Here is a 12,520-nt window from a genome sequence, read left to right as displayed (position 1 = left end):
TTTTGAGGGTTAGCTGAATCCGGAGTTTTTTCCAGGGATTTTTGCCTACGTTTATCATCGAAATTAAGGCCAGTTATGGTAACATTTGAGGCATGAATTTGGACCTTTACATTTCCACCTTTGACTTTTTCACGCTGAATCCCTTCTATTGATAACGATCCTCTCGCTGTGTTAATTTTCTCTACCTTTCCCTCGATTCCAGAGTATTCTCCGCGGACTACCCGTACGTTGTCTCCCTTTATTACCCGAAGACTCCTACGGTGATATTGTTCACGCAAACTGTCAGACAAAGTCGAGCTAATTCTACGATCCCCTAAATTGGCAGGGGTATGAAAGATCCTTCCGTTTACTCTTGTCATATTTTAATTACACTCAAACTATAAGCGATGCAAGGTTCGCTATTCTAGGCCACTTTTCTGCCGCTTCAGCTGCAACTGGACCCTTGATATCGGTTCCCTTTATTTCACCTTCTGGTGTTACCAGGACTGCAGCATTATCTTCAAAAGACAAATGCACTCCATTCAACCTCTTGATAGCATACTTCTGCCTAATGATGACTGCTCCGAATATCTGCTTGCGTAACTCTGATGCTCCCTTTTTCACAGTAACGGTAACCAAATCACCTACGGCAGCGGCAGGCATTCTTGAATGCCTCCCCTTGTATCTTCCTACCATCGCAATTCTCAAGATTTTCGCACCGGTATTATCAGCGCAGACTAGCTCTGCTGTAACTGGTAATGCCCTAGTAATATACGGTCTAAATTCCTCTACTCCCTTTGCAGAGACCGCCCTTGTTTTAGCTGACATTCCTATTATTCCCTGCTATTACCACGAACGACACCGTTTTAGATAATGGTCTACATTCGGCAATAGTTACTGCCCCCCCTTCGACCACCTCAATACATTCAGGAAGGTAAGCGTGAACCTGTGACCTGCTTCTTTCATACCGCTGATATTTGGAAACTAAGCGAGGGTATTCCCTCGAAACGACAATCATTTTCCTAGCCTTTGCGGTAATCACAGTCCCAGACAATAGTTTGCCTCTAACAGACAGCTTTCCATGAAAGGGACACAAGACATCTGAGCAGACCTTGCGTGGAGCTTCAACAACGATTCCAAGGTTTCTTGTCAATTTTAACCAACTCTACGAACATTTGATATACGATCTTCTGGTCGTCCGATAAGGGACTGACCTCTTATAAAGCAAGCGCTGAATGGGAGAAGCAGTCGCATTCTGTTTACTGATCTTTTTGAGATCCTTTTTATTCCGTTCTTGGTTCTGACTGTGAGCATGTTTCTTGTTTCATATATTATCGTGCCAGACATACCAATGATAGATGTTTGTGGACTAGCCAATATTGTGGCATGAAGGCCAACAAGTTCGTGTGAGAGTAGGTTCTTCGGCGTTATCATGGCCTACGATGACCCCCTCTCGTTCAAAATAGTCATTATCCGAGCTATATCTCTACGTATCCATCGTAAATCCCCCGTTTCCTTCTTTAAGGTGCCTTTTGCTCCCTCTGACCTTAGTTTGGCCAAATCAGCATTTAATTCAGACAATTTCTCAGTCAGATCGCTGCTGTTCATCTCTCGTAGTGTCTTGACTTTAAGTCTGGCCATTTGAATTACCTGAAGCTACAATCGGTTTATTATTTTCTATACTTTGAACCGATGAGTTATCCAAATTGCTAGCTGGAGCATTTGAGTCTGTAGAATCAAGACTGTTTTCAGTTTGTGGCTGTGAGAGCTCAGCTTTGATTGGCTGCTCTGGAATTTCAAATTCCTGGGGGAGCTCGTTTTTCAATGCTATTCTTAATTGTATTCCCATCAAACCCATTTTGGTCAACACAGAAGTAGTTCCGATCCTAACGACTCTCTCGGCAAAATCACCACTTTTGGGCATTACGCCTGATGAGTGCTTTTCAAAATGGGCTCGCTCGCTACGGAGTTTCCCGGCTATTGCTATTTCCACACCCAGCGCTCCAGCATTCATAATTGTATTCATTGACCACATCGCTGCCCGTCTGAACGCAGTTCCTCTTTCAATGAGCTGTGCAATCCTGCTGCACATGATTTTAGGATTCAGCTCTGGGACCGATACTTCGAGTACTGATATTTGGGGATTTACTAAGCCAAATTTCTCTTCTAGCCTCGAGGTCAGTTCCTTTATACCTGTACCTTTTCTTCCGATGACCAAACCAGGCCTAGTAACGTATAACGTTATCCTAGTTCCTATAGGCGTTTTCTGTACGTCTACTTCACCGTATCCCGCGTCCTTCAATGTAGAGGCCAGATATTCATCCAGCTCTAGATTGCGAAAGTTGTTTTTCATTACATTCTTAACCGCACTCATTTAAGCAGGACCCTCCTTTGCGACTAACTCGATATGGACTAAAATTCCTATCTTTGGGCTAGATCTTCCCATTGCTCTCGGTGTAAACCGCTCCAGCTTGGTACCTATGTGAACTACTGAGTTAATTATCCTGAGCCTATCAAGATCCATACCTTTGTATTCTGCATTAGATTCTAAATTATCGAGAAGTCTGAGGAATTCTTTTGCAGTTTTTTGAGGAAATCTCCCAGCATAGAAACCATCGCGAATGTTAGAACGATGTGCTACTTCATTATTGTACCGCCTATAGGGAACAGCAAGTTTCTTAGCTATAACGTTTTCAAGATACTCACGTGCTTTCTCGATCGAAAGTCCTTTAATTGCCAATGCAACTTCTCTAGAATGTTTGCGTGAGATGTTTTTTTCCCTGAGCGCGGCCCTTACATGCTTGGTCTTATCAAAGTGCTGGAATGCATAAGAATAATGTGGCATTGCCGGTCACTTCAAAGGCACATAAAGTGAAGAACGGGAGGCTCCCACACCGGGCGCTCCGTGTTGCACTCTTCGATTAGTTATTGCGTATTCTCCTAGGTAGTGTCCAGTCATTTCGGGCCTTACATTAACTAAGGCAAATTCCTTCCCATTATGAACCTTTATGTTTAGTCCTATCATGTCGGGTAAAATAATCATGTCACGGACGTGGGTCTTTAATTCGCCTTTGAGCTTCTTTTCTCTGGCCATCTTAATATCTTCACGCAATTTCCTTTTTGCGTCGCTCATATATGTGCCCACTCTCTTATCAAGTGACCTCCGTTGACGTGCATTCAAAAGAGGAATTAATGCTTCAATCGATAAAGTTTGCAACTGCTCTGGAGAGTATCCTTTAAACTTGAACTCGCGAACCAACTAGACTTGGCAGTTCCTTGCTACTTTTAAATCTAACGAGGTCTTGCTACACGAGACCGAGAGTTGTAGCAAGATTCCTAGCTCCTTCATCTTCCGCAAATTTTACCATTGCCTTCTTTCCTCGGGTCCCTCTCATTGTGTTAACTTCTGCTACTTCAGCTTCATACAGAGTCCTTATGGCCGCCTTCACATCGTGTTTCGAGGCGTTACGCCCCACTATGAATATTATGGTATTATGGGATTCTATCAAATTGAATCCTTTCTCAGTTATATACGGCTTGATTATAATTGCCCTGGCTTTTTCGACAGTCATGTTCTCCATTGATTCATGTGGAGTTTGCTTCTGTTGAGCCATCTTTAGTTCATCTTATCCTGTACAGAATCTAGTCGTCGAAGCTCATCAATCGCGTTGACAGAGAATATTGTTAGTCTAATTTGCTTAGAACCAGGAGCTAGATCAAGTACGCTCAATTGTCTCACTCCTTTTACGTGAACCCCAGGCAGAGATCCTGAGATTTGACGTACTTTCGCATCGCCACTCCCGGTGACTATTAGAGCACTATAAGCCACATAATTTTTTCGACCTCTTCGCCTCGCTGTTCCTGATCTCGATTTCTTAGATAACGCCGCTCTGTCCATATCTTCCTCAAGGCCTAAATTAATCAAGGTATTTTTGAGTTCCTTAGTCCTTTCCAAAGATTCTAGATCGTTAGACACCAAAATCGGAAAGTCCAAGATCTTGCCTATGTTGTGGCCTCGCTTTACTATCAATTCTTTTTTCGCTGTGGCGGCTATGGCTGAGCGCAGAGCTAATCGCTTCTCTTTCTTGTTAACTTTTTTATAGATTTTTTTCCAAGACTCAGGCGGATGCGCTAGCCTGCCATGTCTTACCCCTGCAACCCCGGCAGCTTGTCCGGCCCTCGGAAAGCCTTCACCCCTCGCCCTGGCAACTCTCGCCATTCCTAGGCCAGTATTACGAGATTCTGCACTTACTATTTCACCGGCAGCAGGATATCGGCCTTGTTTCTGATAGCCGTGAGATAAAGAGTTAACGTATACTTTGTGTATGACATCAGGCCTGTATACACTTGAAAAAATTTTCGGAAGCACAACCGTCTCCTTTCTAGCCCCGTCAAGTCCGAGGATCGCAACGCTCTTACTCATTCAACGAGGACCTCCAAAATTTTCGGTTGCGATACTTTCTTCTGATAGCTTCGTATCGGTTGTCTTAATTTTATAAGTCTCTTGGCAACTCCTGGAACAGAACCTCTCAAAACGATGTAGTCACCAGTTATTAACCCATAGTGCTTGAACCCACCTCTAGGATTTATAGAGTCAGCCGTATTTTTGGAATTGGACATCACTAGAATTCGTTTATTGTATTCTGTCCGTTGGTGAAATCCACGTTGTCCTTGCCTTGGAACCGTATACATAACTACCGCTGGTGATATAGGTCCAAGGGTTCCAACCGCACGGACGCTTTTCCTTGATTTGTGCTGTTTCCTTTTTACACCAAACCTCGTAATTGGGCCTTCTATTCCTTTCCCCCTGGAAATGGCTGAAACATCCACGAATTGACCAATTTGAAACACATCGCTAACGCGAACATCTTTTCCAAGAATTGTTTTTAGATATTCTAGGTTAGCTTTTACATCCCTGCCAGTCACTCCAACTTCGAAAACAAATGGTTTCTTTTGTGCTAAATTCACATCTCGCGGCGAAATAGTAGCCAGTGCCACGACTGATGACGCTCCCTCCATCTTGGCTAACTGTTCTTCAGTGGCCAAATTAGAATTCAAGGATAGCCTTCTCTGAAGATCCTTTGGAACTTCTTTTGAGTAAGCATCACAGATCACATTATTGCCGTAAGGAGTCTCTGAATAGGCCCTCACCCCGATTAGCCTTATGGGCGGTGTTGCTACGACGGTACCGGGGCTCAAAAGATGCTTACCAAAATTGGGGGTCTTTTCCCTATCATCAATTGTTAAGACCTGTATCACTCCAGCCTTAAACCCAGCATAGCCAGCCAAGTTAGATTTTTCAGTTTCGTACGAAGTCCAATTTCTTACTCTTGATTCTATACTCTTGGCTCTTGCTCTAGGCCTAAAAGCGATGCTACCTCTGCGTGGAGCGCTATACTTGCGATGACCCATATAGTCCCACACAAGGTATGCCCTTTAATAATTATATTGTTATTTAACGAAAAGATAGGTGACCCGGAAATCGGTCGATTTATTGGTCAATGATTTAATGTTTTCGCCCCGGGTTCACACCTAGTTTCCAATATTCCCCTTCAAAAGCATAAAATTCAAGATTGCGAGTGATCCTAGAATTGCTTCTTCCAATCTCACCGTCCTAGTTGCCTGTAAGGGAAAAGTATTCAACATCATATAAGATATCTTAATTTTTTTTCCCTCACTGGCAACTATCTCATCTACGTCTTTTTTAGGTGAACCGAATACCATGAGAACATTATCGGGTGACTTGATGGCAAAGATCTCGGGATCTACGTTCGTAATATAGCGTCCTTTTCTTGAAGTGAGGATGATATGTGTGTTAGGTAGCGTTTCCGTCAATTCAACAAGATTTCGCGCTTCGAGCACATCATACCCCCAATATGTCCTAATATCGTCTGGTCTAGCCTCCACTCCTTTCAGAATTGGCTTGGTAGCGGTAATTTTCACATTGATTTTATTAACAAAATTTTTTTTCCTCGTCTCTAATAGCACAAGCCCATCCAGACCTACATCCGCACAATACTGTCCATTCACCTGACAAATAACGCCTACTCGTATATCTCCAACTTTAACATCTTCAAATCTTTGTAATTCCTGATGGTGAGGTGAACTCAATGGATGTAAGATACCGGCATACGCTAGTTCTCTAGAGTGAGGATACAATCTTTTTCTAAGATATTGCGGAGTATCAAGATATCGCAAAATGGTCGTCAACAGCACCAAATCCTGGGACCTGAGCCTTTGTGAACTATCATGGTAAATGTAGATCTTGCTCACACGAAAGATAGAACAAGCTCGAGCAAACTGACATATCTTGATAGACTTGTCTCTGATAGTTTGCTCATCTGAAAGGGATGAATCAGGAATCGCTATCCAAAGATTTGGTAGTTGTTGATGATTCATATGAAAAAGCCTTTCAAGTACAATAATTTCAAATTTTCGAATAGTGTGGTTTAGCTCCTTTCACGCACGTCAGACCCTCAGCGTCTAAGCCACTCGAGGTTACTGATCACCTTCTTTTGGTAACCTGGAGTCAAAGGCCGATTTCAGGTGAGGGGCGGAGCTTAACTTAAATACTAGATTCCGAGGTTACGAAAATAGTGTGCCTCGGCCAAGTTTAGGAGAACCCATAACCAGTAATGGCATGCAATGATGATTGCCCGCAGCTACACAATAATGTTTGGACGATTTAGGTGAACCCGATAAAGGCATCTAAAGATATAAGACTAGGCACTACGATTTGCTGTCTTATCTTTTGCCAAGGCTGCGTACTCTTCAATCTCTTCTTCTTCCACTTTCCTCATCATCTTAGAGTCGTTAGCAATGATAGCCATCTTAACATGCCTTGTACCAGTCTTTTCCTCGCTCACAAGGGAAATCGATTCCATGGCAAGAGCTCCACCTTCTCGCATTGTCAAATTTTCCCTATAGCTCTTCTCTAAAAATTCGGTTACTTGATCACTCCCGGCTCCGATGGCTACAGCATCATACCCGATATAAGTACCGCTTGGGTCAGTCAAATAAAGTGCAGCCCCGCTCTTATCTACCCCAGCGAGTATCAGCGCAACACCAAACGGCCTGACCCCAGCATATTGTGTAAACTGCTGTGCCATGTCCGCTATATTTTTAGCCACTCCTTCGACGTCGACAGGTTCGTCGTATATCAATCTGTTGCTTTGAGCAAAGAATCTAGCATGATCGACTTGAGTCCTAGCATCAGGAATGTAACCTGCGGCCGCTACTCCTATGTGATCGTCAACCTGAAATATCTTTTGAGTAACATTGGAAATCTGAAGTTTTCTTGCTTTCTCCTCCACCGCAAGGAGAACACCTTCCTTACTTTTTATGCCAAGGGCAAGGGTACCCCGTCTTACTGTTTCTATCGCATATTCTACTTGATATAGCCTGCCATCAGGCGAAAACACTGTGATTGCACGGTCATATCCCGCTGCTGCTGGTAACAATTCATTTTTTACTACTTCGTAATCTTTAATTTAAATTTACCTTCAGTATCTCTAAGCTCGAACACAGGTTGATGACAAGTCAAATGATTCAAGATCAGATCACCTTTTATGGGCATCCGAACGTCCTGAGCAATCATTCAAAATCAATCGAAGTAACTAAAGCCCAAACACTCTCCACGAGGGGAGACTGCATCGTTGGTGTGAATGCAGACAAAGCGTGTAGAGATCTGAAGCCATGCCTAAAGGAGTTACTACTGAAAACTGACCTCGTTTTGAAGATTGAGATAATAGTAGAGGATCTTGTATTCGTGATGCACGCTCATAGTGATCCCAAGCTTTTGCTTTCTGATGTCAATGACTTAGTAATCCGCCGGTCAAAATTTATTTGCCCTAGGACATTGGCGATTTCATGTGATAAGGCAGCTTCTGATATACCACGCGAGATGACTCGCCTCTTACGTAATCGTGAAGCAAAAGGCATATTGAAATTGACAATTTCACGGTAGTAATTCGTCTATGGCTCTGAGGTTATTCTTTGTCACAACTTCATGCCGGTGATTTCTTCATAGGCCCAGACATACCTTCTGGATAATTCATTTAATAACTCCGGTGGCAACGCCGGAGTCTCGATCAACGATCCATCCTTAATTGAAGATTCGAGTTGGGTTCGGAAGCCCTTGTTTATTAGCCAGTCCCGCAGGATTTGTTTATCAAAGCTCTTCTGATCCTTGCCCGGTGAATAATCAGCTTTCAACCAGAGACGAAATTCATCTGGCCCTATGGAATCTGCCAAGTAGATTTGTCCTGTAGTAGGATCTTTCCCAAATTCAAACTTTACATCAGCAATTATAAACCCTCTGCTTTCGATGATATTGCTCATGACTTTGTATATGGCTATCGAAGTGCGTTCAAGAAAATCATACTCATCTTCTGATACAAGTCCCAGCCTGATCGAATCATTTCTTGTTATCTGGGTGTCATGAACATCTGATTTAGTTGTGGGGTCGAAAATAGGCTTTGCCAAGCGAGAAGCCTTGAGTGGTATGGAACTGTGTCCATTTTTTTGGGCAAGTTTCCTATGCCGCTCGTACATACTCCCGTAAAGGTAACCTCTGACTACACATTCGAGTGGAATCATCTCAAGCCGTCTTACTTCCATATCAGTTTCATTAGTAACCCTTATCATATGATTAGGGAATCCTATAGATTTGAACCAAAATTCGCTGAATCTACACAATACTTGTCCTTTATGGGGAACGGTGCTAGGAATTGGCACGTCAAATGCAGAGATCCTATCGGAAAAATGGAATAGGAAATTACCGCTTTCTAATCGGAAGATATCTTTCACCTTTCCTTTGCGGATTAATTGCATTAGATCTCTTATTCGGTTCAGGGATAAAACTAGTACCATGACAATATTGAGAAAGCCACCTAAGGAACATATAGGATGCAAGGTCATGGTGGGATTTGGACCCACGACCTAAGGTTTACAAAACCTTCGCTCTAACCAGGCTGAGCTACATGACCTCCGAAAATATGTTATCAACTTCAAATGTTTATTAATACTTTCGTTAATGTAGTAGAAGCGGGGCGACTTCTTTACCTTCGAAAAAAACAGATCTAGATGAATTTCTAATTCTTGTGACAATCGAAAACAAGCCTTACGTAAGTGATCCAGAAGGCGAAACAATTCTCAGAGATTTAATAATGAGGGGTGGGTACGCTAATGTAATTGGGGTTAGAGTAGCAAAAAGCCTTAAGTTAAAGGTTAAAGCAAAGAATAAGAAAATTGCTGAAGAAAATGCCAGGACTATGTGTGAAAGTTTAAGAATTTTCAACCCAGTTGTCAGCAATTGCTCCATAACTGCAATCCCCAAGATTAAGCCGCTTGCCAGAGGCCACTCGAAAACAAGGCACAATAGACGATAGCAAAGCTTAATCGGCCATTTGCCATCAGCACACTATTAGCATTTTGATCATATTTTCAATTTTTTGCAGTTAGAAATTTTATACACAATAACAATCTTAATAGGTGAATTTCTATCGCATACAATTCATCCAATGGAACGAATAGGAATTGTTGTTTTCCCGGGGAGCAACTGTGACAGAGACGTTCACCGTGCTCTAAATCACGATTTGAAAATTCCAGCTGATTTAGTCTGGCATGCTAACAGTAAGTTATCTTCATATGATTCATTCGTAATTCCAGGGGGCTTCAGCTACGGTGATCATCTTAGGGCTGGGGCAATCGCTGCTCATACCCCTGCAGTAGAGGAATTAAAGAAAAAAGCCAATAAAGGTCGGATGATTCTTGGAATTTGTAATGGCTTCCAAATTTTGGTGGAATGCGGTTTGTTACCAGGTGCCCTAGTTACAAATAAGTCGCTTTGTTTTATCTGCGGATGGACAAATATACGCGTAGAAACCAATACTACGGCATTTACTTCGCTTCTTAGTTTAGGACAGACAATCAAAATACCGATTGCCCACGGACAGGGGAGGTATATAGTCGATAAGCAGATTCTAGCATCGATCTCAAAAAAAAATCAGGTGGTATTTAGGTATTGCCAGAATAATCCAAACGGTTCGACTGATAGTATAGCTGCCGTCTGCAATGAAGATAGAAATGTTATGGGAATCATGCCACATCCGGAGCGCGTACCAGCATTTGGAATAGGCCATGAGGCTTCTTTGATTTTTCGTTCTCTTTGGGATCACCTTACTGGATAGGAAGAGTGACTGAAGCATTCTTGGCAGCTTTGACTAAAGAGGAATTAACCTACCTTTCAAAAGAGCTCAAAAGGGAACCAAATAGATTAGAAAAGGAGATAATAGCAGCTGAATGGTCAGAACATTGTTCTTACAAATCATCCAAGAAGTACATTAAGAAGTTGCCGAACGAAGGCAAACATGTCTTGATCGGGCCTGGGTATGATGCAGGGGTGTTGGACGTAGGTGACGGATATGTTGTTACAGTGCATATCGAGAGTCATAATCATCCGTCAGCAGTTGACCCCTACGGAGGCAGTTCGACTGGAGTAGGCGGAGTAATACGTGATATAATTTCCATGGGCACACGACCAATCGCACTTTTAGACTCCCTTAGATTCGCACCAATTTCAAAACATGAATCAGCAAACTCTGATTCTGGATGGCTGCTTAAAAATGTGGTAAAAGGGATAGGAGACTATGGAAATTGTATCGGTGTCCCCACGGTTGGTGGGGAAGTAGAGTTTGACGCCTCGTTTGCTGACTACTGTCTTGTGGACGTTGTCTCGATTGGCATTGGATCAGGTAAATCTACAGTTCGAAACACTGCTAGCTGGGGCGACATAATTATTCTAGTAGGAGGAGCCACTGGAAGAGACGGGATAAATGGCGCAGCTTTTGCATCTAAGAAATACGAGCGAAAAGAAAGATCAGCGGTACAGATCGCAGATCCATTCACAGAAAAACTATTAATAGAAGCGATATTAGAGGGGATAGAATCTGATATCATTAAGGCTCTCAAGGACTTGGGAGGCGGAGGGCTATCATGTTGCTTGTCTGAGATGTCCGATAATTTGGGATTGGGTTTCAATATCGAATTGGATCAGATACACATCAAAGAAAGCGGTATGTCGCCGATTGAATTAATGATATCCGAATCCCAAGAAAGGATGGTCGTGGTAGTTGACCCAACTGATGCTAAAGAAATCGGCCAGATCTTTCGCAAATATGGTCTTCGATTTACCACAATCGGCAAAGTAGAAAACCATGGGAACCTCATCATTAAAAATAAGAAAAGAATTGCTGCGCAGCTGCCTTCACATTTAGTAGCAAATGCACCTCTCGCATATAGGGCATTTAAAAAACCTGCTTACCTTCTTGATTTAAATCGTCGGCAGCCGCCTGTTTTTTCACCACTGGACTTGTCTGATACGTTGTTTTTAATGCTCTCCAATCCCACGATAGCAAGCAAGAAGTGGATTTATAGCCAGTATGATTTCGAAGTCGGGTTGAGAACAAAGCTACAGCCTGGCATAGCCGATGCTTCGGTGCTCAGGTTGGATAACGGGAAGCACCTAGCAATCAAGTTGGATGGAAATTCAAAACATTGCTATATCGACCCATATAACGGAACCTTGGGATGCCTTTCTGAGGCGTGTCGGAATATAACTTGTACTGGCGCGACCCCTATAGGGGTCGTTGATCATTTGCAGTTTGGGAACCCAGAAAATCCTGATATATTTTGGAGCTTCCGTCAAGCAGTCAAGGCAGTGACTGATTTTTGCAAATTCGCAAAGGTTCCGGTGGTCGGCGGAAAAGTAAGTTTCTATAATGAAACCAATAGAGGGCCCATTAAGCCAACACCCGTAATAGGAGCTATAGGGCTTATTCAAAGGGGAAGACCAGTCTTGGAGGCGAGGCTCAAAGAGGGCGATACTTTATTTGTAATCGGTAATACTTTAGAAGAATTGGGAGGGTCTGAATATTATGAGTTTGTTCATAATTTCACGGGCGGTAAAGTACCAAGAGTCGATTTGAAGAACGACCAAACGAACCGCAATACTGTATTATATCTAGTCAATAACGCCAAAGTTAGCTGCATGCATGATTGCTCAAAAGGTGGGATTGCCACGGCAATTTCCGAAATGGCAATTTTGGGTGCAGTCGGCTTCGAACTTGATGTTGACAGAATACCTAATTCTTGCTTATCACTAGAAGGCATACTATTTTCTGAATCACATTCTCGATTCCTTATAGGAACCCAAAGACCTGATGATCTCGAAAATATTCTGTCTAGTGTAGATGGCCTAATCTTTTCCAGAATTGGAAAAGCTTCTAATGCCAAAGTTTCATTTAGGAACGAGGGCAAATGCATCATTGATACTAACATTCATGAGCTAACATTTCACCACAATGCAATTGAACGGATTATGATCAAATAACATTTTCTAGGTAACGATTAGAACATACAACACGAGGTTTGCATTATTTGATCTCCTTATTCTTGTTTAAGTTGCTCATTCTGCTTTAGAGTCATGTGGTGAGGCGCGCCGTGTCATGAATAACAAGTGTCTCAAGCACCGGTTATTGTC

The 12,520-nt window shown here is 42.6% G+C and carries 18 protein-coding genes and 1 tRNA gene; 4 read left to right on the top strand and 15 right to left on the bottom strand.

Annotated elements, in window-relative coordinates:
- From rplX to psmA, 13 genes are all read right to left on the bottom strand, one after another.
- The coding region (rplX, locus tag DYY65_RS00715; protein ID WP_162476078.1) for a 50S ribosomal protein L24 at nt 1-359 on the bottom strand (359 nt) is incomplete at its 3' end.
- Nucleotides 360-372: 13 nt separating this feature from the next.
- On the bottom strand, nt 373-807 hold the full coding sequence (locus tag DYY65_RS00710; protein WP_162476077.1) for a 50S ribosomal protein L14: 435 nt from the start codon (nt 805-807) through the stop codon (nt 373-375).
- Complete coding sequence (locus tag DYY65_RS00705) at nt 797-1,132, bottom strand: 30S ribosomal protein S17 (protein ID WP_162476076.1); 336 nt, start codon at nt 1,130-1,132, stop codon at nt 797-799. Before DYY65_RS00705 ends, DYY65_RS00710 begins: the two co-directional genes overlap by 11 nt.
- A gap of 2 nt (nt 1,133-1,134) precedes the next feature.
- Nucleotides 1,135-1,413 carry a ribonuclease P protein component 1 gene (locus tag DYY65_RS00700; protein ID WP_162476075.1) on the bottom strand — a complete coding sequence of 93 codons (279 nt, stop codon included), beginning with the start codon at nt 1,411-1,413 and terminating at the stop codon, nt 1,135-1,137.
- A gap of 3 nt (nt 1,414-1,416) precedes the next feature.
- On the bottom strand, nt 1,417-1,620 hold the full coding sequence (gene rpmC, locus DYY65_RS00695; RefSeq protein WP_162476074.1) for a 50S ribosomal protein L29: 204 nt from the start codon (nt 1,618-1,620) through the stop codon (nt 1,417-1,419).
- Nucleotides 1,607-2,353, bottom strand: coding sequence for a 30S ribosomal protein S3 (locus DYY65_RS00690; RefSeq protein WP_236561570.1), 747 nt, complete (start codon nt 2,351-2,353; stop codon nt 1,607-1,609). The genes rpmC and DYY65_RS00690 overlap by 14 nt, the downstream gene beginning before the upstream one ends.
- Nucleotides 2,354-2,824 carry a 50S ribosomal protein L22 gene (locus DYY65_RS00685; protein WP_162476073.1) on the bottom strand — a complete coding sequence of 157 codons (471 nt, stop codon included), beginning with the start codon at nt 2,822-2,824 and terminating at the stop codon, nt 2,354-2,356.
- 6 nt (nt 2,825-2,830) lie between these two features.
- On the bottom strand, nt 2,831-3,238 hold the full coding sequence (locus DYY65_RS00680) for a 30S ribosomal protein S19 (RefSeq protein WP_162476072.1): 408 nt from the start codon (nt 3,236-3,238) through the stop codon (nt 2,831-2,833).
- A 46-nt stretch (nt 3,239-3,284) separates the two neighbouring features.
- Nucleotides 3,285-3,593 carry a 50S ribosomal protein L23 gene (locus DYY65_RS00675; protein WP_162476071.1) on the bottom strand — a complete coding sequence of 103 codons (309 nt, stop codon included), beginning with the start codon at nt 3,591-3,593 and terminating at the stop codon, nt 3,285-3,287.
- 2 nt (nt 3,594-3,595) lie between these two features.
- The gene (gene rplD / locus DYY65_RS00670; RefSeq protein WP_162476070.1) at nt 3,596-4,402 is read right to left on the bottom strand and encodes a 50S ribosomal protein L4; all 807 of its coding nucleotides are present in this window, start codon (nt 4,400-4,402) and stop codon (nt 3,596-3,598) included.
- Nucleotides 4,399-5,391, bottom strand: coding sequence for a 50S ribosomal protein L3 (locus DYY65_RS00665; RefSeq protein ID WP_162476069.1), 993 nt, complete (start codon nt 5,389-5,391; stop codon nt 4,399-4,401). Before DYY65_RS00665 ends, rplD begins: the two co-directional genes overlap by 4 nt.
- A gap of 120 nt (nt 5,392-5,511) precedes the next feature.
- Nucleotides 5,512-6,378, bottom strand: a complete 867-nt coding sequence (locus DYY65_RS00660) for a putative RNA uridine N3 methyltransferase (protein ID WP_162476068.1) — start codon at nt 6,376-6,378, stop codon at nt 5,512-5,514.
- Nucleotides 6,379-6,701: 323 nt separating this feature from the next.
- Nucleotides 6,702-7,439: an archaeal proteasome endopeptidase complex subunit alpha gene (psmA, locus tag DYY65_RS00655; protein ID WP_162476067.1), complete on the bottom strand. Its 738-nt coding sequence runs from the start codon at nt 7,437-7,439 to the stop codon at nt 6,702-6,704.
- Between the two features lie 83 nt (nt 7,440-7,522).
- Between psmA and DYY65_RS00650 the strand changes: the two genes are divergently transcribed.
- Nucleotides 7,523-7,945 carry a DUF371 domain-containing protein gene (locus DYY65_RS00650; RefSeq protein ID WP_201449234.1) on the top strand — a complete coding sequence of 141 codons (423 nt, stop codon included), beginning with the start codon at nt 7,523-7,525 and terminating at the stop codon, nt 7,943-7,945.
- A gap of 32 nt (nt 7,946-7,977) precedes the next feature.
- Here the strand turns inward: DYY65_RS00650 and purC are convergent, their stop codons facing one another.
- Complete coding sequence (purC, locus tag DYY65_RS00645; RefSeq protein WP_162476065.1) at nt 7,978-8,811, bottom strand: phosphoribosylaminoimidazolesuccinocarboxamide synthase; 834 nt, start codon at nt 8,809-8,811, stop codon at nt 7,978-7,980.
- Nucleotides 8,812-8,891: 80 nt separating this feature from the next.
- Nucleotides 8,892-8,966 (bottom strand) — tRNA-Thr (locus DYY65_RS00640).
- A 114-nt stretch (nt 8,967-9,080) separates the two neighbouring features.
- Between DYY65_RS00640 and purS the strand changes: the two genes are divergently transcribed.
- From purS to purL, 3 genes are all read left to right on the top strand, one after another.
- Entirely contained in the window at nt 9,081-9,368 is a 288-nt protein-coding gene (gene purS / locus DYY65_RS00635) for a phosphoribosylformylglycinamidine synthase subunit PurS (RefSeq protein WP_370519249.1), read from the top strand.
- Nucleotides 9,369-9,500: 132 nt separating this feature from the next.
- Nucleotides 9,501-10,169, top strand: a complete 669-nt coding sequence (gene purQ / locus DYY65_RS00630; protein WP_162476081.1) for a phosphoribosylformylglycinamidine synthase subunit PurQ — start codon at nt 9,501-9,503, stop codon at nt 10,167-10,169.
- Nucleotides 10,148-12,370, top strand: coding sequence for a phosphoribosylformylglycinamidine synthase subunit PurL (gene purL, locus DYY65_RS00625; RefSeq protein WP_236561569.1), 2,223 nt, complete (start codon nt 10,148-10,150; stop codon nt 12,368-12,370). Before purQ ends, purL begins: the two co-directional genes overlap by 22 nt.
- The last annotated feature ends 150 nt before the right edge of the window (nt 12,371-12,520 follow it).

This window comes from Nitrososphaera sp. AFS, from assembly GCF_009898475.1.
In the GTDB taxonomy this organism is placed as follows: domain Archaea; phylum Thermoproteota; class Nitrososphaeria; order Nitrososphaerales; family Nitrososphaeraceae; genus Nitrosopolaris.
The sequence above is the reverse complement of the archived record's forward strand: the minus strand, read 5'-3'. Positions and strand labels throughout refer to the sequence as shown.